Below are 24,465 nucleotides of genomic sequence, written 5' to 3'. Positions count from 1 at the left end.
GTCATGACGCCCAAAGGGTCCAAAGGACTCGAAGAACAAGAAAGCGGCCGACCATCCCAGCTCGGTCTCGAGGAGAGGATCACCGGCGCCCTCGTCGGAGCCGCCGTCGGCGACGCCCTCGGCGGCCCGGTCGAGGGGTACTCCCCCGACCAGATCGCCGAGCGCCACGGCGGCCGCGTCCACGGCATCGTCGGCCCCTGGCACGGCGACGCCTGGCGCACCGCCCGCCCCATCGCGCCCTACCACAAGGGCGACGGCCACATCACCGACGACACCCTGATGACCCACGCGCTGATCCGGGTGTACGACCGCGTCCGCGACCACCTCGACGCCTACGCGATCGCCGACCATCTGGTCCCGGACCTGATGACGAACCCGCGCTGGATCCCGGAACTGGAGGCCGAGACCCTGCCGCTGCACCGCCTCTTCCTCGCCGAGAAGTGGCTCGTGGCCCGGCTCGCCCACGGTCACGCCGACCCCCGGGAGGCGGGCGCCGGCAACATCGTCAACTGCGGCGCGGCGATGTACATGGCCCCCGTGGGGCTGGTCAACGCGGCCAACCCGGCCGCCGCCTACGCCGAGGCGCTGGACATCGCCGGCGCGCACCAGTCGTCGTACGGCCGTGAGGCGGCGGGTGTCCTCGCCGCGGCCGTCGCCGCCGCCGCGACCCCGGGCGCGACCCCGGACTCGGTCGTCACCGCGTGCCTGTCCCTGGCGAAGGACGGCACGCGCGAGGCGATCGAGAAGGTCTGCGAAACCGCCGTACGGTACCGGGACTTCGAGTCGGCGCTGTGGCCCCTGCGCGCGGCGGTGGCCCCGTACGACACCGTCGGTCCGGACTACCGCGCGCCATCACTGGCGGCCCGCCGCCCCTCGCGGCTGCACGCGATCGAGGAACTGCCCATCGCCCTCGGCATGTTGGTGGTCTCCGGCGGCGACTACCGGCACGCCGTGCTCGGCGCGGTCAACTACGGCCGCGACTGCGACTCGATCGCGACGATGGCCGGCGCCCTCGCGGGCGCCCTGGGCTCGCCGGTCCCGGAGGACTGGGCGAAGTCGGTGGCGGAGGCCAGCCGGCTGGACCTGTGGGCGCCGGCCCGCACGCTCACCGAGGTCGCCCGGGAGGTCTTCCGGCGGGACGTGCACCGGCGGCGCGTGCACGAGCGGGCGTTCACGGCCCTCGGAGGCCCCGCATGCTCCGACTGACCTGGGTTCAGCCGGAGGACCTGCTCGGCCACGAGCTGCGCCAGGCCCGCCTGGACGGGCGGGAGCCGTCGGCGATCGAGGCGCGCTGGCGGGCCGCGGGCGGCCCGGACGCACCACCCCGAGCGGGCGCGTCCGCCCACGGCGTCTCGCGGTACCTGCGCCTCTTGGCGGAAGACCTGCTGGACGAACTGGCCGACCTCCCCAGCGGCTTGTCCCACGACGAGCCGACCGACCTCGCTCGTATCAGGTCCCTGTGCCCGGACTGGCCGGCGCCACCGTCGTCGCCGCCCGCGCCCGCCCCGGAAGCCCTCGAAGCCGCCTGGCTGGGCCGGGCCATCGGCTGCCTCCTCGGCAAACCCGTCGAGAAGATCCCCCTCGACGGCATCCGAGCGCTCGCCCGGGCGACCGGGAACTGGCCCCTCACCACGTACTTCACGGCACAGGGCGTCCCCGAGGACCTGCTCGCGCAGCACCCCTGGAACCGCCGCTCGGCCGCCACCTCCCTCGCCGAGAACATCGACGGCATGCCCGAGGACGACGACCTGAACTACCCCCTGCTGAACCTGCTGCTCCTGCGCCGGCACGGCAGGACCTTCAGCACCGCCGACGTGGCCCGGCTCTGGCTGGACGAACTCCCGCCCGGCCGTACCTTCACCGCCGAACGCGTCGCCTACCGCAACCTCCTCACGGGCATCGAACCCCCGCACACCGCCCGCCACCGCAACCCCTTCCGCGAGTGGATCGGCGCCCGGATCCGCGCCGACGTGCACGGCTGGACCCATGCCGGGGACCCGGCCGCCGCCGCCGAACAGGCCCACCGCGACGCCGTCCTCACCCACACCGCCAACGGCGTCTACGCGGCGATGTTCACGGCCGCCGTCATCGCCACCGCCGCCACCGGAGGCCAGGACGTCCACGCCTGCCTGCGCGCCGGCCGCCGGGTGGTCCCGCCCCGCTCCCGGCTCGCGCGGGCGATCGACCACGCCGTCCGACTCGCCGAGTCCCACGAGGACTTCGACGACATCGTGGACGAGCTCCACGCCCGCTACTCCCCCGCCCACCACTGGGTGCACGCCCTCCCCAACACCGCCCTGCTCACCGCCGCGCTCACCCACGCCGACGGCGATGTCGCCGGCTCCATCTGCCGCGCCGTGTCGGGCGGTTGGGACACCGACTCCAACGGCGCCACCGCCGGCAGCATCGCGGGCCTGCTCGCGGGCGCCCCGGACGCGCTCCCCGACCACTGGCGGGCCCCGCTGAAGAACCGGCTCGCCACCACCGTCGCCGACTTCGACGGCACCGGCTTCGACGCCCTCGCCCATCTCACCCACCTGGAGGCGACCCGCCCATGACCCACATCGTCGTCCTCGGCAGCACGAACATGGACCTCGTCACCTATGTCGCGAAGGCCCCGCAGCGCGGCGAGACCGTGACGGGACGGGAGTTCCACACGATCCCCGGCGGCAAGGGATCCAACCAGGCGATCGCAGCGGCCCGCGCCGGCGCCACCGTCTCGATGATCGGCGCGGTGGGCAACGACGCCTTCGGTCTGCGGCTGCGCGACACCCTCGAACACTCCGGCGTGGACACCGACTTCCTGCGCACGGTCGAGGGCCCGTCCGGCACCGCGCACATCGTGGTGGACGACGAGGGCGCCAACTCCATCGTCGTCATCCCCGGCGCGAACGGCACCGTCGACCACCTCTCCCCCGGCGACGAGGGCCTGATCGCCTCCGCCGACACCCTGCTGCTCCAGCTGGAGATCCCGCTGCGCGCGGTCGTCCTGGGCGCGGCCGCGGCGCGCCGGCACGGGGTCCGTACGGTCCTCACCCCCTCCCCCGCCCAGCCGCTGCCGCCCGAACTCCTCGCCGCGACCGACCTGTTGGTGCCCAACGAGTACGAGGCGGTCACCCTCACCGGCCGCACCGACCCGCGCGAGGCCGCCGCCGCCCTGCTGGAACTGGTGCCGCAGGTCGTCGTCACCCTGGGTGCCACGGGCAGCCTCTACCTGGCCCGGGGCACCGACCCGCTGGTGATCCCGGCGCCGACGGTGACCGCCGTCGACTCCACGGGCGCCGGTGACACCTTCGTCGGCGCCCTCGCGGTGGCCCTCGCCGAGGAGAAACCGGTGCGGGAGGCCCTGTCCTGGGCGGCGGCCGCCGCGGCGCTCTCCGTCCAGCGGGCCGGGGCGTCAGCGTCGATGCCGTACCGCCCGGAGATCGACGCCCAGTTCACCGCATGACCGCGACGACGAGCTCCCCCCTGTCGGGTCTGCGGGTGCTGGACCTCGCGACCCTCTTCGCCGGCCCGCTGGCCGCCACGCTGCTCGGCGACTTCGGCGCCGAGGTGATCAAGGTCGAGCACCCGGAGCGGCCCGACCCCTCCCGCGGGCACGGGCCGGCCAAGCACGGTGTCGGGCTGTGGTGGAAGGTGCTCGGCCGCAACAAGCGGACCATCACCCTGGACCTGTCCACGCCCGGCGGCCGTGCCGTCCTGCTCCGGCTCGCCGCCACCGCCGACGTGGTGATCGAGAACTTCCGCCCGGGGACCTTGGAGAGGTGGGAGCTGGGCTGGGCGGAACTGGCGGCCGCCAACCCCCGTCTGGTCCTCGCCCGGGTCACGGCCTTCGGCCAGTTCGGGCCGTACGCGCACCGTCCGGGCTTCGGCACCCTCGCCGAGGCGATGAGCGGCTTCGCCGCGCTCACCGGAGAACCGGACGCGCCGCCCACGCTCCCGCCCTTCGGGCTCGCGGACTCGGTCGCGGGCCTGGCGACCGCCTACGCCGTGCTCACCGCCCTGGCCGCGCGGGAGCGCACCGGCACCGGGCAGGTCGTCGACATGGCGATCATCGAGCCGATCCTGGCGGTCCTCGGCCCCCACCCCACCTGGTACGACCAGCTCGGGCACGTCCAGGAACGCACCGGCAACCGCTCCGCGAACAACGCCCCGCGCAACACCTACCGCACCGCCGACGGCCGCTGGGTCGCCGTCTCCACCTCGGCGCAGTCGGTCGCGGAGCGGGTGATGCGCCTGGTGGGCCGCCCGGAGCTGATCGAGGAACCGTGGTTCGCCACCGGCGCGGACCGCGCCGCCCACGCCGACGTCCTGGACGAGGCGGTCGGCTCCTGGATCGCCGCGCGCACCCGCGCCGAGGTCCTCGCGGACTTCGAGAAGGCGGAGGCCGCGGCGGCCCCCGTCCAGGACGTCCGGGAGGTCCTGACCGACCCCCAGTACCAGGCGCTGCAGACGGTCATCACCGTCGACGACCCCGACCTGGGCCCGCTGCGCATGCAGAACGTCCTCTTCCGGCTCTCCGCGACGCCCGGCGCGATCCGCTGGGCCGGCCGCCCGCACGGCGCCGACACCGAGGCCGTGCTCACCGAGCTGGGCCTCGCCCCCGCCGAGCTGCGCGCCCTGCGCGAGGAGGGCGCCCTGTGACCCCGCACCCGCTCACCTGGCTCTACGTCCCCGGCGACCGCCCGCCCGTGGTGGCCAAGGCGCTCGTCGCGGGTGCCGACGTGGTGGTGGTCGACCTGGAGGACGCCGTCGCCCCGGACCGCAAGGAGTACGCCCGTGCGGCCACGGCCGAGCTGCTCACCGGCCCCCCGCCGGTCCCGGTCCACGTCCGCGTCAACGCGCTGGACAGCCCCTGGTCCGCCGGCGACCTGGCCGCCCTGGCCGCACTTCCCGGCCTGGCGGGCCTGCGGCTGCCCAAAGTGACCACCCCGGCCGAGATCAGGCAGGTGGCCGCGGCCATTCCCGTCCCCCTGTACGCCCTGCTGGAGACGGCCCTCGGCATCGAGCACGCCTACGCCATCGCCACCGCCCACCCCGCCCTGCGGGGCATCGCCCTCGGCGAGGCGGATCTGCGGACCGATCTGGGAGTGCGGGCCGACGCGGGCCTCGACTGGCCGCGCTCCCGGGTGATCGTCGCCGCCCGTGCGGCCGGCCTCGCGCCACCGCCCCAGTCGGTCCACCCCGACATCCGCGATCTGGACGGCCTCGCCGCCTCCTGCGCCCACGGCCGTTGCCTCGGCTTCCTGGGCCGCGCCGCCATCCACCCCCGGCAGCTGCCGGTGATCGAACGGGCCTACCTGCCCACACCGGCGGAGATCGAGCACGCGGAAACGGTGCTCAAGGCAGCGGCCACGAATGAGGGCGCCCAGGCCCTCCCCGACGGCCGCTTCGTCGACGCGGCGGCGGTGGCGATGGCGCAGCGGACCTTGTCACTGGCGTGCAGGACCTAGGTGCACGCCGAAGGGCGCCCGGGACGGACCCGGGCGCCCTTCGGCGTCGTACGACCCAGCGGTCAGCTCTTCTTCGTGGCCGACCCGGCCTCGTCCTTCGCCTCGTCCTTCGCCTCAGCCTTCGCCTCCACGGCATCCGGCTCAGCCTTGTCCCCGTCCTCACCGGCGGCGGCCGGCTCGTCACCGGGCACTTCGCCGACGGCCCCGGGTTCGACCACGGCTTCCCTGCCGGGCCGCTTCCTGGACGAGATCAGCATGTACGTCACCGCCAGCAGGAACACGATCAGCGCGGTCCAGTCGTTCAGGCGGAGGCCCAGGATGTGGTGCGCGTCGTCCACGCGCATGTACTCGATCCACCCGCGGCCCACGCAGTACGCGGCGACGTACAGGGCGAAGGCCCGGCCGTGGCCCAGCGTGAAGCGGCGGTCGGCCCAGATGACCAGGAGACCCACGCCGATGCACCACAGGGACTCGTACAGGAAGGTCGGGTGGTAGTAACCCGGCACCCGGCCGCCCTCGGAGGAGGTGATGTGCAGGGCCCAGGGAACATGCGTCTCACGGCCGTACAGTTCCTGGTTGAACCAGTTGCCCCAGCGGCCGATGGCCTGGGCGAACGCGATGCCGGGCGCGACGGCGTCGGCGTACGCCGGCATCGGGACGCCCCGGCGCCGCGCGCCGATCCACGCGCCGAGCGCGCCGAGCGCGATCGCGCCCCAGATGCCCAGGCCGCCCTGCCACACCTTGAAGGCGTCCACCCAGTCACGGCCCGGGCTGAAGTACAGCTCGTAGTCCGTGATCACGTGGTACAGCCGGCCGCCGACCAGGCCGAACGGCACAGCCCAGACCGCGATGTCGGCGACCGTGCCGGCCCGTCCGCCGCGGGCGATCCAGCGCTTGTTGCCGAGCCAGACGGCGACGAAGACGCCGATGATGATGCAGAAGGCGTAGCCGCGCAGCGGGATGGGGCCGAGATACAGCACCCCGCGCGACGGGCTGGGAATGTAGGCAAGTTCCATGGCAAGTCCGACGCTACCGTGCCGGGCCGTGGTGACGGCAAGTGGCCCGGCTACGGGTCCATAACGGGGGCGTGGGAAAAGCGGACGTGGAAGGGAAGATCCTCACCCGCGGTCGGCGGTCTCCACCATCTGCTTGAGCTTGGCCGGGGTCAGGGTCTGGTCCTGGTAGATGTTCTTCCCGCCGAACAGGACCGTGGGCGTGGAGCTGAAGCCGCCGGTCTGGAAGGCCTTGTTGGACTTGTTCACCCAGCTGTCGTGGGTGCCGTCCTTGACGCACTTCTGGAAGGCGGGGGTGTCGAGGCCCTTCACCTTGCCGGCCAGCTGGATCAGCTTGTCGTTGCCGGCGAAGGCGTCGTCGGTCTCCTTGGGCTGGTTGCCGTACAGCACGTCGTGGTAGTCGCGGAACTTTCCGGCGTCCTGGGCGCAGGCCCCGGCGTTGCCGGCGCGCAGGGAGCCGGTGCCGCCGAGGTTGCCGTCGATCAGCCGGACCAGGTGGTACTCGATTCTGAGCTTGCCGGCGTCGGTCAGCTCGTGCAGCGTGGGCCGGTACGCCGTCTCGAACATCTGGCAGGCCGGGCAGCGGAAGTCCTCCCAGATCGTGAGCGTCGACTTGGCGCCGTCCTTGCCGACCGGCACCGCCAGGCTGTCCTTGCCCTGCGCGCCGGAGGGCGCCACGACCGGGCCCGAGCTGCTCGACTTCTTGCCCACGTTGGCGGCGACGATGCCGATCACCGCCGCGAGGCCCAGGACACAGACGATGCTCGCACTCACGATCAGCGTGCGCCGTCGCTTCTCAGCGGCCTTCTGCTTCTCGCGCTCGACCGCCAGCCGCTCCCGGGCGGTGCGCTTTCCGTCACGGTTCTTCTCGCTCACACCCCCAGAACGAACCGGGGAGGCGCAGCGCGCCTCCCCGGCCGGAGGTCCACTCGTTCGAGTGACCGAATGTTCTGAGCGAATTTTCTGACAGGGGCGTGACCTGCGGTTACGCCTGCCCGCGCACGCCCTTGGCCAGCTCCCCGGCGAGCGTGCGCACCGCCTCGACGCCGGAGGCGTGGTCCGGGGCGTCGAGCATCCTCTTCACGAAGGCCGAGCCGACGATGACGCCGTCGGCGAAGCCGGCGACCTCTGCGGCCTGAGCTGCGTTGGAGACGCCGAGGCCGACGCAGACGGGCAGCTCGGTGTCGGTGGCACGGGTGCGCTCGACCAGGTTCTGGGCCTGCGCGCCAACGGATTCGCGGGTGCCGGTGACGCCCATCAGGGAGGCCGCGTAGACGAAGCCGCTGCCCGCCGCGGTGATCCGGGCGAGCCGCTCGTCCTTGCTGCTCGGCGCCACGACGAAGACGGTCGCGAGACCGTGCTTCTCGGCGTGCTCCCGCCACAGCGCCGACTCCTGGACGGGCAGGTCCGGAAGGATGCAGCCGGCGCCGCCCGCCTCGGCCAGCTCGGCGGTGAACCGCTCGACGCCGTAGCGGTCGATGGGGTTCCAGTACGTCATGACGAGCACGGGCTTGCCGGTCGCCGCGTACGCCTCGCGGACCGTACGCATCACGTCGGCGATCCTGACCCCGCTGCGCAGGGCGATGTCGTCGGCGGTCTGGATGACCGGGCCGTCGAGGACGGGATCGCTGTGCGGCAGGCCCACCTCCACGACGTCCGCCCCGCCGTCGAAGACGGCCTTGATCGCCTCGATGCCGCCGTCCACGTTCGGGAACCCGGCCGGGAGGTAGGCGATGAGCGCGGACCGGCCCTCGGCCTTGGCGGCGGCCAGGGTGTCCGACAGCAGCCGGATCTTCCCGCTCACTTGGCGTCCCCCTCGATCTCGGCGGTGTCGGCTTCGTCGGCGGCCACCTCGGCGTCGGTGTCGTACAGGCCGAAGTAGCGGGCGGCGGTGTCCATGTCCTTGTCGCCGCGGCCGGACAGGTTGACGACGATCAGGCCGTCCCTGCCCAGCTCCTTGCCGACCTCCAGGGCGCCGGCGAGGGCGTGGGCGCTCTCGATGGCCGGGATGATGCCTTCGGTCCGCGACAGCAGGCGCAGGGCCTGCATGGCGGCGTCGTCGGTGATCGCGCGGTACTCGCCGCGGCCGGAGTCCTTCAGGTAGGAGTGCTCGGGGCCGATGCCCGGGTAGTCCAGACCGGCCGAGATCGAGTACGGCTCGGTGATCTGGCCTTCCTCGTCCTGCAGGACGTAGGAGCGGGAGCCGTGCAGGATGCCGGGCTCGCCCGCGGTGAGGGTGGCGGCGTGCTCCCCCGACTCGATGCCGTGTCCGGCCGGCTCGCAGCCGATGAGCCGGACCCCCTCGTCGGGGATGAAGGCGTGGAAGAGGCCGATGGCGTTGGAGCCGCCGCCGACGCAGGCGATCGCGGCGTCCGGGAGGCGCCCGGCGCGCTCCAGCAACTGGCGGCGGGCCTCGACGCCGATCACGCGGTGGAAGTCGCGGACCATGGCGGGGAAGGGGTGCGGCCCGGCGACCGTACCGAACAGGTAGTGGGTGTGGTCGACGTTCGCGACCCAGTCGCGGAACGCCTCGTTGATGGCGTCCTTCAGGGTGCGGCTGCCGGACTTCACGGCGACGACCTCGGCGCCGAGCATCCGCATGCGGGCCACGTTCAGGGCCTGGCGCTTGGTGTCGACCTCGCCCATGTAGATGGTGCAGTCGAGGCCGAACAGGGCGCAGGCGGTGGCGGTGGCGACGCCGTGCTGTCCGGCACCGGTCTCCGCGATCACGCGCGTCTTGCCCATCCGCTTGGTGAGCAGGGCCTGGCCGAGGACGTTGTTGATCTTGTGGGAGCCGGTGTGGTTGAGGTCTTCCCGCTTCAGGAACACGCGGGCGCCCCCGGCGTGTTCGGCGAAACGGGGAACCTCGGTGAGGGAGCTGGGGCGGCCGGTGTAGTTGACCATCAGGTCGTCGAGCTCTCGCGCGAACTCGGGGTCGTGCTTGGCCTTGTCGTACTCGACGGCGACCTCGTCCACGGCGGCGACGAGGGCCTCCGGGATGAACTTGCCGCCGAAGGCGCCGAAGTAGCCTTCGGCGCTGGGCACCTGGCCGGTGGGGTCAGGGAAGAAGAAATCGCTGGGCATGCGAGAACCTCACGGTGAGTGCGTGTGAAGAGACACTGTTCGCCGTGGGGGCGGGGATATGTTCGTCGGCTGCGGGCCGTCAGTGGTTGCTCGCGCCGTTCCCCGCGCCCCTGAAGGGGCGCTGCCATCGACGTCCGTTCACCTGCCCGGGCTCATCGCCGATGACGTACCGCACCCTGCGGCCGTGGACGCGCCTCGCCGGGGCACGGCAGCCCCTCGGGCGGCAGCCTCGCGCCAGGCGGGCGTACCGGTCGACGGTCGTCACGGTGGGAGTCATCGTAGGTCAGCCTACCGGGTGATCAGCTCCGGCCGTGCCGCAGCGCGGGATGTTCGCCCGCGGCGACCAGGTCGGCGACCGCGGTCTTGGGGTCGCGGCCCGTGACCAGGGACTCGCCGACCAGAACCGCGTCGGCGCCGGCGTTGGCGTAGGCGATCAGGTCGTGCGGGCCACGGACACCGGATTCGGCGACCTTGACGATGTGGTCCGGGATCTCCGGCGCGACCCGCTCGAACGTGCCGCGGTCGACCTCGAGGGTCTTCAGGTTGCGCGCGTTGACGCCGATGATCCTGGCGCCCGCGTCCACGGCCCGCTCGACCTCGTCCTCGTCGTGCACCTCGACGAGCGGGGTGAGCCCGATCGACACCGCGCGCTCGATCAGCGACTCCAGGGCCGGCTGGTCCAGGGCGGCCACGATCAGCAGCGCGAGGTCGGCGCCGTACGCCCGGGCCTCCCAGAGCTGGTACGACGTGACGATGAAGTCCTTGCGGAGCACCGGGATGTCCACGCGCGCGCGAACGGCCTCCAGGTCGGCCAGCGAGCCGCCGAAGCGGCGCTGTTCGGTGAGGACGGAGATGACGGCAGCGCCGCCCGCCTCGTAGTCCGCGGCGAGGCCGGCCGGGTCGGCGATCGCCGCCAGCGCGCCCTTGGAGGGGCTGGAGCGCTTGACCTCGCAGATCACCTTGACGCCGTCGCCCTTGAGCGCGGCCACCCCGTCCTTGGCGGCGGGGGCCTTGGCCGCGCGCTCCTTGAGCTCGTCGAGGCTGACGCGTGCCTGCCGCTCCGCGAGGTCGGCACGGACTCCGTCGATGATCTCGTCGAGCACACTCACGCGAGCGGCCCCCTTTCAGACGGTGGTTCCTTCAGGTTTTGAAAACCCAGGCTTTGAAAACCCGTGGTCACTGCGATGGTATCCGCAGGAGCGCGGAGCCCTCGCATCCGGTGGACGCCGGTCCCACTGGCTGGACGTCCACCGGGTGATCAAGGATGCAGCCAGCCTCCCGGGGGCAGGTTCCGGACGGCCGTGAACACCAGCACCAACGCGCCGATCCCCCACAGGTGCGCCGGCCGCGGATCCAGCCGCATCGGCCGGCCGCGCACGGCGTGGACCACCCATACGGTCCACAGCACCGCGAAGCCCAGGTAGGCGGCCACGCCCAGCACGTTGTCGCGCAGCGCGGTGAGCAGGTCGCCGTGGACGAAGGCGTGCGCGCCGCGCAGTCCGCCGCAGCCGGGGCAGTACAGGCCGGTGAGCCGGTACAGCGGGCAGACGGGGTAGTGACCGGGTTCGTTCGGGTCGACGGCGCCGACGTAGGCGAAGGCGGCGGCCACGGCCGTGAGGAGTCCGGCGGGGACAGCCAGGCGCCGCCACAGCGGGCTGCCGGGGGCGGCGGCCGGGGCGAGGCGCGGGAACGGGCGGCTGTCGGCGTTCACCCGAACATTGTCTCCCGCCTGCCGGCGCCGCGCGCGCCGCCCGCGGCCGCGGGGCCGGACACACCGCGAGGGGCGGTCCGCACCCTCTCGGATGGCGGACCGCCCCTCGCGGGAAGGCGGAGGGCTCAGCTCTCCACGCCGGCCGGCTCCCGGGTGGCGAGGGGTGCCCCGGTCATCTTCAGGGGCTTGGGGTTCTGGCCGAGGCCCATGGCGCGCATGATGCCGCCGACCACCGCACCGGCCAGGATGAGCACCATGCCGGCCCAGAAGCCGACCGGCTGGCCCATCACCATGAAGGCGCCCGCGACGCAGAAACCGATGAAGGAAATGATGACACCGGTCCAGGCGGCCGGGGTGTGACCGTGGCCGTGGCTGCTGCCCGCCATGTCTGTGCTCCTCGTTGCTGTGTACGTGTCCCAGGAGAGCGGCGTACGTGTCGTACGGCTCCGAGCCCGCCCGTCACTGTCCGAGCCGGACGCTCGTCGTCCATTGTCCCGTACGTGCGCGCGTGCCGGACGCGGGGGTGGCGTCTGGTTCGCCACATCCGGTGGTGGGTGTCAGGCCCCGGTCGGGTCCTCGCCCCGGTCCAGGGCCTTCCACATCTCCTCCGGCCGTTCCGGGTCGACCGGCCGGGCCTTGCGGCGCGGACGGTCGGCGCCGCGCTCGTAGCGGCCGGACATGGCGGGCCACCGGCTGCCGTAGCGCAGCGCCAGCAGGCCGGCCAGGAGGATCAGCACACCGCCGGCGGCCGCGACATAGGGCCAGCCGGTGTGGCTGAGCGCGGCGACGGTGGCGGAGGTGTCGCCGCTCGCCTGGGCGGCCTTCTCGTCCAGCGCGGAGCTGTCGGAGGCGGCCACGAGGGCGGCGGCCACGATGCCGGCGCCGGACAGCGCGAGCAGTCCGGCGACGACCAGGCGGCCTGCCCGGCGTACGGCGAAGACGGCGACGAGCGCGGCGAGGCCCACTATGGCGAGGGCCGCGGGGACGCCCGTGACGTCGCTGCCCTTGGCGGTGAGCGGGAAGGCACCGCCGGCCACCGTCGCGGTGCCCTCGGCCCAGCGCTGCCGGGTCGCGAGCAGCGCCACGGCCGCGCCGAGCGCACCGCACAGGAGGGCCACGGCGAGGCTCCGCCGGCCGGACCGGGCGGACGCGGCGGCTTCGGAACGGGGGTGAGGAACAGCAGTCACGTACTCCACTATCGCGTGAACCCCGGGCGAAGCGACACCCGGGTCCGTCAACCCATGGGTGATCCAGATCTCCGCCATGCCCCGCCCAGGAACGGCACATGAATTCCCCAGGAAGGGCAAAGCAACGTTCCGCCTTCAACATCCATCTTGTTGACGCGGCCCCGCGTCCGTACGTTCTGCGCGACCCCGGTGCGACACCCCGCGCCGTGGTGGCACCGCGCACCCCCCACACCTCTTCCCGGTTCACCCACCTCGTGGAGGACGTACGTTGCGCAGAACCGTTTCCCTCACCGCCGTGGCCACGCTCGCCACGGCCGCCCTCGCCCTGGCCGCCCCGGTCGGCCAGGCGGCCCAGGCCACCACCTCGTCCCACGGCGTCACCGTCGCCCACGCGTGCGCGGCGCCGACGGAGAAGGACCAGATGGCCTGCAACGCCCTGCAGGTCACCTCGGGCACCCCGATGTCGGCGCACGCCGAGAGCGGTCTGACGGCCGCCGCCACTCCCTCCGGCTACGGCCCCTCCTCGCTCCAGTCGGCGTACAACCTGCCCTCCGCGACCGGCGGTTCGGGCCAGACCGTGGCGATCGTCGACGCCTACGACGACCCCAGCGCCGAGTCCGACCTCGCCGCCTACCGCTCCCAGTACGGCCTGTCCGCCTGCACCACCGCGAGCGGCTGCTTCAAGAAGGTCGACCAGAACGGCGGCACCAAGTACCCGCGCGGCAACTCCGGCTGGGCCGAGGAGATATCCCTCGACCTCGACATGGTCAGCGCGGCCTGCCCGAACTGCAAGATCCTGCTGGTGGAGGCCAGTTCCGCCAGCATGACCAACCTGGGCACGGGAGTGAACACCGCTGTGCGGCTGGGCGCCAAGTTCGTCTCCAACAGCTACGGCGGCTCCGAGTCCTCCAGCGACGCGACGTACGACTCCACCTACTTCAACCACCCGGGCGTCGCCATCACCGTCTCCTCCGGCGACAACGGCTACGGCGTCGAGTACCCGGCGGCCTCCAGGTACGTGACGGCGGTGGGCGGCACGTCCCTGAAGACCGCGTCCAACGCGCGCGGCTGGACCGACACGGTGTGGAGCGGGGCCGGCTCCGGCTGCTCCGCCGACGACGCCAAGCCCAGCTGGCAGAAGGACTCGGGCTGCGCGAACCGCACGGTCGCGGACGTCTCGGCGGTCGCCGACCCCAACACCGGGGTCGCGGTGTACGACACCTACGGGCAGGGCAGCGGCTGGATGGTCTTCGGCGGCACCAGCGCCTCCTCGCCGCTGATCGCGGCGACCTACGCGCTGGCCGGCGCCCCGTCCGCCGGCTCCTACCCGGCGTCCTTCCCCTACGCGCACACCTCGGCGCTGAACGACGTCACCAGCGGCTCCAACGGCAGCTGCGGCGGCTCGTACCTGTGCACCGGCGGCACCGGGTACGACGGGCCGTCGGGGCTCGGCACCCCGAACGGCACCACCGCGTTCACCGGCTGAACTCTCCTATGAGCTGAGCCTGTTGGCCGTGTGCACCGCGCGGAGGACCGCCGCCGCCTTGTTGCGGCACTCCTGGTCCTCCGCCACCGGGTCGGAGTCGGCGACGATGCCGGCTCCGGCCTGCACGTACGCCGTGCCGTCCCGGAGCAGGGCCGTACGGATGGCGATCGCGGTGTCGGAGTCGCCCGCGAAGTCCAGGTAGCCGACACAGCCGCCGTACAGCCCGCGCCGGGACGGCTCCAGTTCGTCGATGATCTGCATCGCGCGGGGCTTGGGGGCGCCGGAGAGCGTGCCCGCCGGGAAGCAGGCGGTGAGCACGTCGAAGGCGGTGCGGCCCTCGGCGACCTTGCCGGTGACCGTCGAGACGATGTGCATCACGTGCGAGTAGCGCTCGATCGACATGAAGTCGACCACCTCGACCGAGCCGGGCTCGCAGACCCGCCCCAGGTCGTTGCGGCCGAGGTCCACCAGCATCAGGTGCTCGGCGCGCTCCTTGGGGTCGGCCATCAGCTCCTCCGCGAGGGCCTGGTCCTCCTGCGGGGTGGCGCCGCGGGGCCGGGTGCCGGCGATGGGATGCACCATGGCCCGCCCGTCCTCGACCTTCACCAGGGCCTCGGGGGACGAGCCGACGACGTCGAAGCCGTCGAAGCGGAACAGGTACATGTAGGGGGACGGGTTCGTGGCCCGCAGCACCCGGTAGACGTCCAGGGCACTGGCGCTGCACGGGGTCTCGAAGCGCTGGGAGGGCACGACCTGGAAGGCCTCGCCGGCGCGGATGCGCTCCTTGACGTCCTCGACCGCCACCTGGAAGTCGGGGCCGCCCCACAGCGCGGTGTACTCGGGCAGCTCGGACGGCGGCAGCACGGCCGGGGGCTGGGCCACCGCGCGCGTGAGGTCGGCCTCCATGGCGTCGAGCCGGGCCACGGCGTCCGCGTAGGCCTCGTCGACACCCGTGTCGAGGTCGTTGTGGTTGATCGCGTTGGCGATCAGCAGGACCGAGCCCTCCCAGTGGTCCATCACGGCGAGGTCGCTGGTCAGGAGCATGGTCAGCTCGGGCAGCCTGAGGTCGTCGCGCTCGCCGGGTCCGATCTTCTCCAGGCGGCGCACGATGTCGTAGCCCAGGTAGCCGACCATGCCTCCGGTGAAGGGCGGCAGACCGTCCTGGTGGTGCGGGGTGTGCAGGGCCTGGATGGTGGCGCGCAGGGCCTTCAGGGGGTCGCCGTCGACCGGGACGCCGACCGGCGGGGTGCCGAGCCAGTGCGCCTGTCCGTCGCGTTCCGTCAGCGTCCCGGCGGACCGGACGCCGACGAAGGAGTACCGGGACCAGGAGCGGCCGTTCTCCGCGGACTCCAGCAGGAAGGTGCCGGGGCGCTCGGCGGCCAGCTTGCGGTACAGCGCGACGGGGGTGTCGCCGTCGGCGAGGAGCTTGCGCGTGACCGGGATGACGCGGCGGTCGGTGGCGAGCTTGCGGAAGGTCTCGAGGTCCATGGCGGCTGACCCTACTGATCGGAGGTGGTCGCGCCGGAATCGGCGTCCTTGAGGAGCACGTCCTCGTCGAAGCAGGTGCGCGCGCCGGTGTGACAGGCCGCGCCCACCTGGTCGACCTTGACCAGCACGGTGTCGGCGTCGCAGTCCAGCGCGACCGACTTCACCCACTGGAAGTGACCGGAGGTGTCGCCCTTGACCCAGTACTCCCGGCGGCTGCGCGACCAGTAGGTGCAGCGGCCGGTGGTCAGCGTGCGGTGCAGCGCCTCGTCGTCCATCCAGCCGAGCATGAGCACCTCGCCGGTGTCGTACTGCTGGGCGATGGCGGGCAGGAGACCGTCGGCGCTGCGCTTGAGGCGGGCGGCGATCTCCGGATCGAGGCTGCTGGGCCGGGGGGTCCCGGTCGAACTGGTCATGGGTGCCATTGTGCCGCGCGGGTACGACCATGCCCGTGCCGTGTCCATTGGATGGTCACGGCGGCGCGAAGCACCTCGTTGAGGGGTGGTGGTCGGGTGACGGGTGGGCGGACTCGCCGCCTGGCCGTAGGCTGATCCCATGTCGACCTTCGCCAAGCGTGAACGGCTGCTGCTCGCCGACCTCTTGGAAACCGTCGGTCCGGACGCCGACACCCTCTGCGAGGGCTGGCGGACCCGGGACCTGGCCGCGCACGTGGTCGTGCGCGAGCGCCGCCCGGACGCGGCCGGGGGCACGCTGATCAAGCAGCTCGTACCGCGCCTGGAGAAGGTGATGGCCGAGTACACCGCGAAGCCGTACGAGGAGCTGGTCCAGCTGATCCGTACCGGCCCGCCGCGCTTCTCCCCGTTCCAGCTCAAGCAGGTCGACGAGGCGGCCAACATCGTCGAGTTCTACGTCCACACCGAGGACGTGCGCCGCGCCCAGCCGGACTGGAGCCCGCGCGAGCTGGACTCCGTCTTCCAGGACGCCCTGTGGTCCCGGCTGGAGCGCACGGCGCGGCTGGTGGCCCGGGGGGTGCCGACGGGTCTGGTGCTGCGCCGCCCGGACGGGCAGACGGCGGTGGCACACCGGGGCGCGCCGGTGGTGACGGTGACCGGCGAGCCGTCGGAGCTGCTGATGTTCGCGTTCGGCCGGCAGAACGCGGCCACGGTTCAGGTCGAGGGCGAGGCGGACGCGATCGCCAAGCTGAACGAGTCCAGGCAGCTGGGCATCTGAGCCGGGAAGCTCACGGTCCGGGAGCACGCTGGTGCGACCGACGGAGTGAACCGGCGCTCAGCCCGGGAGTTCCGCGCGGCGCAGGGCCGGTACGGCGAGGGCGACGACCCCGCCGAGACCGCAGACGCCGGCGCTGACGGCGTAGACCGGCCCGAGCCCGAAGGCCCCGATCGCGGCCGCCGCGAGCGGCATGCTGAGCGGGGTCAGACCGAGGCTGACCAGGCTGGAGACGGCGGTGACGCGGCCCAGGTACGCCGGGTCGGCGTGGGTCTGGAGCAGGGCGCCGCACATCACCCCGCTCAGCCCGGTGAGCAGGCCCACGACCAGGGCCGTGCCGACGGCCGCCAGGAGGGTGGGGGCCTGGGCGAGGGCACCGACGGCCGCCGAGCCGACGGTGATCGTCCACCCGGCGACGAGCCCGGCGCGGGGCAGCCGCCCCCGCACGGCCAGCAGCAGCGAGGCGGCGCCCGCGCCGACGCCGAACCCGGCGAGCACCCAGCCCATGCCGGAGGCGCCCCAGCCGCGCCGGTCGGCGAGCAGGGTCAGCCCGACGTTCAGCGGGCCGACGAACCCGAGGTCGCCGAGGGCGATGGCCAGCATCAGCGGGGCGAGGACGCGGTGGCCGCGGATGTGGCGCAGACCGGCCTTCAGGTCGCTCCACGCGGTACCGGGCACCCTGGCCGCGTCGTCCGCCGGCAGGTCCCGTACCCGTACGGTGACCAGCAGCGGCACGGACACCGCGACGAGCAGCCCGGCGAGGGCGAACGCGGCCGGAGCGCCGCCGGCGGCCACCCCCAGCCCACCGAGCGGGGCGCCGACGACGGCGGCGAAGCGGATGGCGAGGCTCCGCATGCCCTGGACCCGGCCGAGCTGGTCCTTCCCGGTGAGCCGGGGCGGGAGTGCGCCGACGGCGGGCACGAAGACGGCGTCGACCGCGCCGAAGACCAGCGCCAGCAGGGTGAGCAGCCACAGTCCGGGGTGGGAGAGGAAGAGCAGGGCGGCCACCGCGAGGACGGCCGCGCAGCGCGCGGCGTCGCTGCCGATGACGACCCGGCGCGGCCCGAACCGGTCGGCGACCACTCCCCCGCCCAGCATCAGCACGGCCCGGGGCAGCGCGCTCGCCGACATCACGAGCCCGACCTGCGCCGGGGTCCCGGACCGGACCGCGGCCCAGGACAGGGCTATGTAGTAGACGTTGTCGCCGAGCATCGAGGAGGTGTAGGCGGCGAGCCAGCGCCGGACGTTGGGGTCGCGGTGGGCCGGCGTGGTGACCGGCGGCGTGGTCAGCGTGGCGGTCACGGCGGGAGGGTCCTCTCAGGGCCGGAACGGGAAGCCGTAGGTGTGCACCGCGACGTTCTCGCGGTCCTCGGTGTCGCCGACGGCGTCGGCGGTCCGGCCCTGCTCCTCGTATCTGCGGACGAGGGCGAGCATCTCCCTGTTCAGCTCGGACAGCTCGGCCGCGGTCAGCCGCAGCACCGACTCGGAGGACTCCGCGGCGTCCTGCCACTCCTCGCTCCAGTGGGCCCGCTCGTCGAGGAAGCGGCGGTACAGGCCGGCGCGCTGCTCGAAGAACAGCCGGCTGGCCGCGGTGTGCGCGGCCGCCTTCTCCGGACCGTCCCGGAAGTCCTCGTCGTGGATGCGCACGCCGTCGGAGGCCGGCTGCCACCAACGCTCGCGGCCGTCCCCGCTCTGCGGCTCCGCCTCCTCGATCAGCCCGTGCTCGGCGAGCTTGCGCAGGTGGTAGCTCACCAGCGACACCGCCTCGTCGACCTGCTCGGCCAGCTGCGAGGCGGTCGCCACCCGGGCGATGGTCAGCCCCCGGTACAGCTTCAACCGCAGCGGATGCGCGAGCGCCTTGAGCGTGCCCAGGTCGGTGATCCGGCGGTCCCTCTCCTTGCCCGTCATGCATCCACCGTAGATACGAAAGAAAAGTTGCACAACAGATTTTGCGCAACTTCCCTTTCGTGTCTGCTGAGGCTCGGCGCGTCGTCAGCGCACGGGGTGTCCCGCCGTCCGCAGCGTCTCCTTCACCTCGCCGATCCGCAGGTCGCCGAAGTGGAAGACGGACGCGGCCAGCACGGCGTCGGCACCCGCCTCGATCGCCGGCGGGAAGTCGGCCAGCTTGCCGGCGCCGCCCGAGGCGATCACCGGGACGGTCACGTGCTTGCGGACCGCCGCGATCATCTCCAGGTCGTAGCCGTCCTTGGTGCCGTCCGCGTCCATCGAGTTGAGCAGGATCTCGCCCGCGCCCAGCTCGGCCGCCCGGTGCGCCCACTCGACGGCGTCGATGCCGGTGCCGCGCCGGCCGCCGTGGGTCGTGACCTCGAAGGTCCCCGACTCGGTGCGGCGGGCGTCGACCGACAGGACCAGGACCTGGCGGCCGAAGCGCTCGGCGATCTCGCGGATCAGCTCGGGGCGGGCGATCGCGGCGGTGTTCACGCCCACCTTGTCGGCGCCCGCCCGCAAAAGCTTGTCCACGTCCTCGGCCGTACGGACACCGCCGCCGACCGTGAGCGGGATGAACACCTGCTCCGCGGTGCGCCGCACCACGTCGTACGTCGTCTCCCGGTTGCCCGAGGACGCGGTGATGTCCAGGAACGTCAGCTCGTCGGCGCCCTCGGCGTCGTACACCTTGGCCATCTCGACGGGGTCGCCCGCGTCGCGCAGGTTCTGGAAGTTGACGCCCTTGACGACCCGGCCGTTGTCCACGTCCAGGCAGGGGATGACTCGGACCGCCAGGGTCATGAGTGCTCAGGCTCCTCTGAATGCTTCGAGTTCTACTTCGACCAGGATGCGCGGATCGACGAACCCCTCCACGACCAGCAGGGTCGAGACCGGGCGTACGGAGTCGAAGATCTCCTTGTGCGCCCGGCCCACGGCGTCCACGTCCCGCACATGGGTCAGGTACATCCGCGTACGGATGACCGAGTCGATCCCGAGTCCGAACTCGCCGATCGCCTCGACGGCGCTGGTGAAGGCCACCTTGGCCTGTTCGTACGGGTCGCCCTCGCCGTACAGCACGGTGCCCTTGAAGGACGTCGTGCCCGCCACCAGCACCCGGTCCCCCGCCGCGACGGCGCGTGCGAAACCGAAGCTCTCTTCCCAGGGACTTCCGCTCTGCACGCGCCGCACGGCATCGCTCATGACGACACAGCCTCCAAGGCCTCTTCCAGGGTGAACGCCTTCGCGTACAGGGCCTTCCCGACGATGGAGCCCTCGACACCGAGGGGTACCAGCTCGGCGATGGCGCGCAGGTCGTCCAGGGACGACACGCCGCCGGAGGCCACCACCGGGCGGTCCGTCACCGCGCACACGTTCCTCAGCAGCTGAAGGTTCGGGCCCTGCAGGGTGCCGTCCTTGGCGATGTCGGTGACGACGTAGCGGGCGCAGCCCTCCTTGTCGAGGCGCTCCAGCGTCTCGTAGAGGTCGCCGCCGTCGCGGGTCCAGCCGCGGCCGCGCAGGGTCGTGCCCCGCACGTCCAGGCCGACCGCGATCCTGTCGCCGTGCTCGGCGATGACCTTGGCGACCCACTCCGGGGTCTCCAGGGCGGCCGTGCCGAGGTTCACGCGGGTGCAGCCGGTGGCCAGGGCGGCGGCCAGCGAGGCGTCGTCACGGATGCCGCCGGACAGCTCCACCTTGATGTCCATCGCCCTGGCGACCTCGGCGATCAGCTCGCGGTTGTCGCCGGTGCCGAAGGCCGCGTCCAGGTCGACCAGGTGCAGCCACTCGGCGCCGGACCGCTGCCAGGCGAGGGCGGCCTGAAGCGGGGAGCCGTAGGAGGTCTCGGTCCCGGACTCGCCGTGCACGAGGCGGACGGCCTGGCCGTCGCGGACGTCGACGGCGGGGAGGAGTTCGAGCTTGGCCATGGTCTACAGGGTTCCGATCCAGTTGGTGAGGAGCTGGGCGCCGGCGTCGCCGGACTTCTCGGGGTGGAACTGCGTGGCCCACAGGGCACCGTTCTCCACGGCGGCCACGAACGGCCTGCCGTGCGTCGACCAGGTCACCTTGGGGGCCGCGATCACCGGGTTGTTGGTCTCCAGGGCCCAGTCGTGGACGGCGTAGGAGTGCACGAAGTAGAAGCGGGCGTCGGCGTCCAGGCCGGCGAACAGCTCCGAGTCGGCGGGGGCTTCGACGGTGTTCCAGCCCATGTGGGGCACAACGTCGGCCTCGAGCGGGGCGACCGTGCCGGGCCACTCGTCCAGGCCCTCGGCCTCCACGCCGTGCTCGATGCCGCGCGCGAACAGGATCTGCATGCCGACGCAGATGCCCATCACCGGGCGGCCGCCCGACAGCCGGCGGTCCACGATCCAGTCACCGCGCGCGGCGCGCAGGCCCTGCATGCAGGCGGCGAAGGCGCCCACGCCCGGCACCAGCAGTCCGTCGGCGTTCATGGCCTTGTCGAAGTCGCGCGTGATCTCGACATCGGCACCCACGCGCGCGAGGGCACGCTCGGCGGAACGGACGTTCCCGAAGCCGTAGTCGAAGACGACGACGACCTTCTTCGCGACTGCGGTCAATTCCACACCCCCAGCCGCATGACGCCCGCGACGAGGCACAGGCCCGCGCCGAGGGAGAGCAGCACGATCAGGCTCGTGGGCATCTTCTGCTTGACGAAGGAGATGATGCCGCCGACCAGGAAGAGGCCGACGACGATCAGCAGGGTGGAGAGGCTGTTCATGGCTTTACAGCGCGCCCTTCGTGGAGGGGAGGATGCCGGCAGCGCGCGGGTCGCGCTCGGAGGCGTACCGCAGCGCCCGGGCGAGGGCCTTGAACTGGCACTCCACGATGTGGTGCGCGTTGCGCCCGTACGGCACGTGCACGTGCAGCGCGATCTGCGCCTGGGCGACGAAGGACTCCAGGATGTGCCGGGTCATCGTGGTGTCGTACTCGCCGATCATCGGCGCCATGTTCTCGGGCTCGGTGTGCACGAGGTACGGGCGGCCGGACAGGTCGACGGTCACCTGGGCGAGGGACTCGTCCAGCGGAACCGTGCAGTTGCCGAACCGGTAGATCCCCACCTTGTCGCCCAGCGCCTGCTTGAAGGCGGCGCCGAGGGCGAGGGCGGTGTCCTCGATGGTGTGGTGGGAGTCGATGTGCAGGTCGCCGTCGGTCTTCACGGTCAGGTCGAACAGACCGTGGCGGCCGAGCTGGTCGAGCATGTGGTCGTAGAAGCCGACGCCGGTGGCGATGTCGGTTCTCCCGGTGCCGTCGAGGTCGATCTCGACCAGGACGGAGGTCTCCTTGGTCGTGCGCTCCACGCGTCCCACGCGGCTCATGAACTCTGCTCCTTCTTCAACTCACGGACCGCGTCGAGGAACGCGTCGTTCTCCTCCGGGGTGCCGGCGGACACCCGCAGCCACCCCGGTACGCCGTTGTCCCGGACCAGGACGCCCCGGTCGAGGATCTTCTGCCAGGCGGTGTGGGCGTCGGCGAACCGGCCGAACTGCACGAAGTTCGCGTCGGACTCCGTGACCTCGTAGCCGGTCGCGCGCAGTTCGGCGACGAGCCGGTCCCGCTCCGCCTTGAGCTGCTCGACGTACTTCAGCAGCGTGTCGGTGTGCTCCAGGGCGGCCAGGGCGGTCGCCTGGGTGACCGCCGACAGGTGGTACGGCAGCCGGACGAGCTGGACGGCGTCCACGACCGCCGGGTCGGCGGCGAGATAGCCGAGGCGCAGGCCCGCCGCGCCGAACGCCTTGGACATCGTCCGGGAGATCACCAGGTGCGGGCGGCCCGCCAGCAGCGGCAGCAGCGAGGCGCCGTGGCTGAACTCGATGTAGGCCTCGTCCAGGATCACCATCGACGGCTTGGCCGCCTGTGCCGCCTCGTACAGCGCGAGGACCGTCTCCGGCGCGACCGCGTTGCCGGTGGGGTTGTTGGGGGTGGTGATGAAGACGACGTCCGGCTTGTGCTCGGCGATCGCCTCGACGGCCGCCGGGACGTCGATGGTGAAGTCCTCGTTGCGCGGACCCGAGATCCAGCCGGTGCCGGTGCCGCGCGCGATGAGCGCGTGCATCGAGTACGACGGCTCGAAACCGATCGCCGTACGGCCCGGCCCGCCGAAGGTCTGCAGCAGCTGCTGGATGACCTCGTTGGAGCCGTTGGCGGCCCACACGTTCTCGATGCCGAGCGGGTACTTGCCCGTCTTCGTCAGGTACGTGGCCAGCTCGGTGCGCAACTCGACCGCGTCCCGGTCCGGGTAGCGGTTCAGGTCGCGGGCGGCCTCCCGCACCCGCTCGGTGATCCGCTCGACCAGAGGCTCGGGCAGCGGGTAGGGGTTCTCGTTGGTGTTCAGCCGTACGGGGACGTCCAACTGGGGCGCGCCATAAGGGGACTTGCCGCGCAGCTCGTCCCGTACGGGGAGATCGTCGATGCCGGTCACTTGCTCGTCGGAACCTTCCACCCGAAACGTGCCTTGATCGCCGCGCCGTGCGCCGGCAGGTCCTCCGCCTCCGCCAGCGTCACCACGTGATGGGCGACCTCGGCGAGCGCGTCCCTGGTGTAGTCCACGATGTGGATGCCGCGCAGGAAGGACTGGACGGACAGGCCCGAGGAGTGGCAGGCGCAGCCGCCGGTGGGCAGGACGTGGTTGGACCCGGCCGCGTAGTCGCCGAGCGAGACGGGGGCCCAGGGGCCGATGAAGATCGCGCCCGCGTTCTTCACCCGGTCGGCCACCGCGGCGGCGTCCGCGGTCTGGATCTCCAGGTGCTCGGCGCCGTACGCGTCGACGACCCTGAGGCCCTCCTCGATGCCGTCGACCAGCACGATCGCGGACTGCCTGCCCCTGAGGGCGGGCACGATCCGGTCCTCGACGTGCCTGGTGGCCGCGACCTGCGGCTCGAGCTCCTTCTCCACCGCCTCCGCCAGCTCGACGGAGTCGGTCACCAGCACGGCCGCCGCGAGCGGGTCGTGCTCGGCCTGGCTGATCAGGTCCGAGGCCACGTGCACCGGATCGGCCGTGTCGTCCGCGAGGACGGCGATCTCGGTCGGGCCGGCCTCGGCGTCGATGCCGATCCTGCCGGTGAAGAAGCGCTTGGCGGCGGCGACCCAGATGTTGCCGGGGCCGGTGACCATGTTGGCCGGCGGGCAGGACTCGGTGCCGTAGGCGAACATCGCGACGGCGGTGGCGCCGCCGGCCGCGTAGACCTCGTCCACACCGAGCAGCGCGCAGGCGGCGAGGATCGTCGGGTGCGGGAGCCCCCCGAACTCCGCCTGGGGCGGGGAGGCGAGCGCGATCGACCCGACCCCGGCCTCCTGGGCCGGCACGGCGTTCATGATCACGGACGAGGGGTAGACGGACCGCCCGCCCGGCGCGTACAGCCCGACGCGCTCGACCGGCACCCACTTCTCGGTGACGGAGCCACCGGGCACCACCTGGGTGGTGTGGGTGCTGCGGCGCTGCTCGCGGTGGACCAGGCGGGCGCGGCGGATGGACTCCTCCAGCGCGGCACGCACGGCCGGGTCGAGGGCCGCCAGCGCGTCCGTGAGCGCCTTCGCCGGGACACGGACGGATTCCAGCCGTACTCCGTCGAACTTCTCGGCGAAGTCGATCAGCGCCGCGTCGCCACGATGATGCACGGCCTCGCAGATCGGACGCACCTTCTCCAGGGCGGCCGATACGTCGAAGTCGGCTCGGGGCAGCAGGTCGCGCAGGGCGAGGCCCTCGGGAAGGGCGTCGCCGCGCAGATCGATTCGGGAGATCACAGTCCCAATTCTCTCAGACCGGTGTCATGAGTCGTGGGCGCGTATCAATGGCTGATACAGAATGTGGCGGAACCCGGAAGATCGCCCTCACCTCTAGTGTTCCGGCAGTCACTCAGCGGGCATCAACGGTGGTACGGAACCGCCGGACGGGAGA

Annotated in this window: 28 protein-coding genes; 7 read left to right on the top strand and 21 right to left on the bottom strand. The window is 72.4% G+C overall.

Annotation, left to right across the window (positions count from 1 at the left end; all coding sequences use genetic code 11):
• Positions 1-3 precede the first annotated feature (3 nt).
• The 5 genes from ACFYZB_RS03660 to ACFYZB_RS03640 are packed head-to-tail and all read left to right on the top strand — an operon-like array spanning position 4 to position 5,453.
• The gene (locus ACFYZB_RS03660; protein WP_388753869.1) at positions 4-1,206 is read left to right on the top strand and encodes an ADP-ribosylglycohydrolase family protein; all 1,203 of its coding nucleotides are present in this window, start codon (positions 4-6) and stop codon (positions 1,204-1,206) included.
• A complete protein-coding gene (locus tag ACFYZB_RS03655) occupies positions 1,194-2,558 on the top strand; it encodes an ADP-ribosylglycohydrolase family protein (protein WP_388753866.1) in 1,365 nt (454 codons plus the stop codon). Before ACFYZB_RS03660 ends, ACFYZB_RS03655 begins: the two co-directional genes overlap by 13 nt.
• A complete protein-coding gene (rbsK, locus tag ACFYZB_RS03650; RefSeq protein WP_388753864.1) occupies positions 2,555-3,448 on the top strand; it encodes a ribokinase in 894 nt (297 codons plus the stop codon). The genes ACFYZB_RS03655 and rbsK overlap by 4 nt, the downstream gene beginning before the upstream one ends.
• Positions 3,445-4,644, top strand: coding sequence for a CaiB/BaiF CoA transferase family protein (locus tag ACFYZB_RS03645; protein WP_388753861.1), 1,200 nt, complete (start codon positions 3,445-3,447; stop codon positions 4,642-4,644). Before rbsK ends, ACFYZB_RS03645 begins: the two co-directional genes overlap by 4 nt.
• On the top strand, positions 4,641-5,453 hold the full coding sequence (locus tag ACFYZB_RS03640; RefSeq protein WP_388753859.1) for an HpcH/HpaI aldolase/citrate lyase family protein: 813 nt from the start codon (positions 4,641-4,643) through the stop codon (positions 5,451-5,453). The genes ACFYZB_RS03645 and ACFYZB_RS03640 overlap by 4 nt, the downstream gene beginning before the upstream one ends.
• A 62-nt stretch (positions 5,454-5,515) precedes the next feature.
• On the opposite strand, the gene lgt is transcribed toward ACFYZB_RS03640, so the two are convergent.
• The 9 genes from lgt to ACFYZB_RS03595 form a co-directional block, all read right to left on the bottom strand.
• Positions 5,516-6,469, bottom strand: a complete 954-nt coding sequence (gene lgt, locus ACFYZB_RS03635) for a prolipoprotein diacylglyceryl transferase (protein WP_388753856.1) — start codon at positions 6,467-6,469, stop codon at positions 5,516-5,518.
• Positions 6,470-6,571: 102 nt separating this feature from the next.
• Complete coding sequence (locus ACFYZB_RS03630) at positions 6,572-7,342, bottom strand: DsbA family protein (protein ID WP_388753853.1); 771 nt, start codon at positions 7,340-7,342, stop codon at positions 6,572-6,574.
• Between the two features lie 109 nt (positions 7,343-7,451).
• The gene (gene trpA, locus ACFYZB_RS03625; protein ID WP_388753850.1) at positions 7,452-8,270 is read right to left on the bottom strand and encodes a tryptophan synthase subunit alpha; all 819 of its coding nucleotides are present in this window, start codon (positions 8,268-8,270) and stop codon (positions 7,452-7,454) included.
• Positions 8,267-9,550 (bottom strand): tryptophan synthase subunit beta, encoded by a 1,284-nt coding sequence (gene trpB, locus ACFYZB_RS03620; RefSeq protein WP_351209296.1) that lies wholly within the window; start codon positions 9,548-9,550, stop codon positions 8,267-8,269. Before trpB ends, trpA begins: the two co-directional genes overlap by 4 nt.
• A gap of 79 nt (positions 9,551-9,629) precedes the next feature.
• Positions 9,630-9,827, bottom strand: a complete 198-nt coding sequence (gene trpM / locus ACFYZB_RS03615) for a tryptophan biosynthesis modulator TrpM (protein WP_388753848.1) — start codon at positions 9,825-9,827, stop codon at positions 9,630-9,632.
• A gap of 22 nt (positions 9,828-9,849) precedes the next feature.
• Entirely contained in the window at positions 9,850-10,659 is an 810-nt protein-coding gene (gene trpC, locus ACFYZB_RS03610; protein WP_388753844.1) for an indole-3-glycerol phosphate synthase TrpC, read from the bottom strand.
• A gap of 149 nt (positions 10,660-10,808) precedes the next feature.
• The gene (locus tag ACFYZB_RS03605) at positions 10,809-11,261 is read right to left on the bottom strand and encodes a DUF2752 domain-containing protein (protein ID WP_388753841.1); all 453 of its coding nucleotides are present in this window, start codon (positions 11,259-11,261) and stop codon (positions 10,809-10,811) included.
• 125 nt (positions 11,262-11,386) lie between these two features.
• A complete protein-coding gene (locus tag ACFYZB_RS03600; protein WP_351209294.1) occupies positions 11,387-11,647 on the bottom strand; it encodes an HGxxPAAW family protein in 261 nt (86 codons plus the stop codon).
• Positions 11,648-11,818: 171 nt separating this feature from the next.
• On the bottom strand, positions 11,819-12,457 hold the full coding sequence (locus ACFYZB_RS03595) for a TIGR02234 family membrane protein (RefSeq protein WP_388754551.1): 639 nt from the start codon (positions 12,455-12,457) through the stop codon (positions 11,819-11,821).
• Positions 12,458-12,716: 259 nt separating this feature from the next.
• On the opposite strand from ACFYZB_RS03595, the gene ACFYZB_RS03590 reads away from it, so the two are divergent.
• Positions 12,717-13,934, top strand: coding sequence for a peptidase S8 (locus tag ACFYZB_RS03590; protein ID WP_388753838.1), 1,218 nt, complete (start codon positions 12,717-12,719; stop codon positions 13,932-13,934).
• Between the two features lie 6 nt (positions 13,935-13,940).
• Here the strand turns inward: ACFYZB_RS03590 and ACFYZB_RS03585 are convergent, their stop codons facing one another.
• Positions 13,941-15,422, bottom strand: coding sequence for an anthranilate synthase component I (locus ACFYZB_RS03585; protein WP_351209291.1), 1,482 nt, complete (start codon positions 15,420-15,422; stop codon positions 13,941-13,943).
• Positions 15,423-15,433: 11 nt separating this feature from the next.
• Entirely contained in the window at positions 15,434-15,835 is a 402-nt protein-coding gene (gene hisI / locus ACFYZB_RS03580) for a phosphoribosyl-AMP cyclohydrolase (protein ID WP_388753835.1), read from the bottom strand.
• A 139-nt stretch (positions 15,836-15,974) separates the two neighbouring features.
• Between hisI and ACFYZB_RS03575 the strand changes: the two genes are divergently transcribed.
• Complete coding sequence (locus ACFYZB_RS03575) at positions 15,975-16,610, top strand: TIGR03085 family metal-binding protein (RefSeq protein ID WP_351209289.1); 636 nt, start codon at positions 15,975-15,977, stop codon at positions 16,608-16,610.
• A gap of 57 nt (positions 16,611-16,667) precedes the next feature.
• Here ACFYZB_RS03575 and ACFYZB_RS03570 read toward each other — a convergent pair whose 3' ends face one another.
• The 10 genes from ACFYZB_RS03570 to hisD form a co-directional block, all read right to left on the bottom strand.
• The gene (locus tag ACFYZB_RS03570; RefSeq protein ID WP_388753832.1) at positions 16,668-17,909 is read right to left on the bottom strand and encodes an MFS transporter; all 1,242 of its coding nucleotides are present in this window, start codon (positions 17,907-17,909) and stop codon (positions 16,668-16,670) included.
• Between the two features lie 15 nt (positions 17,910-17,924).
• Positions 17,925-18,515, bottom strand: a complete 591-nt coding sequence (locus ACFYZB_RS03565; protein ID WP_388753830.1) for an ArsR/SmtB family transcription factor — start codon at positions 18,513-18,515, stop codon at positions 17,925-17,927.
• A gap of 84 nt (positions 18,516-18,599) precedes the next feature.
• Positions 18,600-19,355, bottom strand: coding sequence for an imidazole glycerol phosphate synthase subunit HisF (gene hisF / locus ACFYZB_RS03560; protein WP_388753827.1), 756 nt, complete (start codon positions 19,353-19,355; stop codon positions 18,600-18,602).
• Between the two features lie 6 nt (positions 19,356-19,361).
• Positions 19,362-19,754, bottom strand: a complete 393-nt coding sequence (locus tag ACFYZB_RS03555; RefSeq protein WP_388753824.1) for a RidA family protein — start codon at positions 19,752-19,754, stop codon at positions 19,362-19,364.
• The gene (priA, locus tag ACFYZB_RS03550) at positions 19,751-20,476 is read right to left on the bottom strand and encodes a bifunctional 1-(5-phosphoribosyl)-5-((5-phosphoribosylamino)methylideneamino)imidazole-4-carboxamide isomerase/phosphoribosylanthranilate isomerase PriA (protein WP_351209284.1); all 726 of its coding nucleotides are present in this window, start codon (positions 20,474-20,476) and stop codon (positions 19,751-19,753) included. Before priA ends, ACFYZB_RS03555 begins: the two co-directional genes overlap by 4 nt.
• Positions 20,477-20,479: 3 nt before the next feature.
• Positions 20,480-21,127 (bottom strand): imidazole glycerol phosphate synthase subunit HisH, encoded by a 648-nt coding sequence (gene hisH / locus ACFYZB_RS03545; protein WP_388753821.1) that lies wholly within the window; start codon positions 21,125-21,127, stop codon positions 20,480-20,482.
• Positions 21,124-21,288, bottom strand: coding sequence for a hypothetical protein (locus tag ACFYZB_RS03540; RefSeq protein ID WP_351209282.1), 165 nt, complete (start codon positions 21,286-21,288; stop codon positions 21,124-21,126). The genes hisH and ACFYZB_RS03540 overlap by 4 nt, the downstream gene beginning before the upstream one ends.
• Positions 21,289-21,292: 4 nt before the next feature.
• Positions 21,293-21,886: an imidazoleglycerol-phosphate dehydratase HisB gene (gene hisB / locus ACFYZB_RS03535; RefSeq protein ID WP_030783530.1), complete on the bottom strand. Its 594-nt coding sequence runs from the start codon at positions 21,884-21,886 to the stop codon at positions 21,293-21,295.
• Positions 21,883-22,989 (bottom strand): histidinol-phosphate transaminase, encoded by a 1,107-nt coding sequence (locus ACFYZB_RS03530; RefSeq protein ID WP_388753818.1) that lies wholly within the window; start codon positions 22,987-22,989, stop codon positions 21,883-21,885. Before ACFYZB_RS03530 ends, hisB begins: the two co-directional genes overlap by 4 nt.
• Complete coding sequence (gene hisD, locus ACFYZB_RS03525; RefSeq protein ID WP_388753816.1) at positions 22,986-24,311, bottom strand: histidinol dehydrogenase; 1,326 nt, start codon at positions 24,309-24,311, stop codon at positions 22,986-22,988. The genes ACFYZB_RS03530 and hisD overlap by 4 nt, the downstream gene beginning before the upstream one ends.
• Between the last annotated feature and the right edge of the window lie 154 nt (positions 24,312-24,465).

Source organism: Streptomyces sp. NPDC001852, from assembly GCF_042891825.1.
GTDB lineage: Bacteria > Actinomycetota > Actinomycetes > Streptomycetales > Streptomycetaceae > Streptomyces.
The sequence above is the reverse complement of the archived record's forward strand: the minus strand, read 5'-3'. Positions and strand labels throughout refer to the sequence as shown.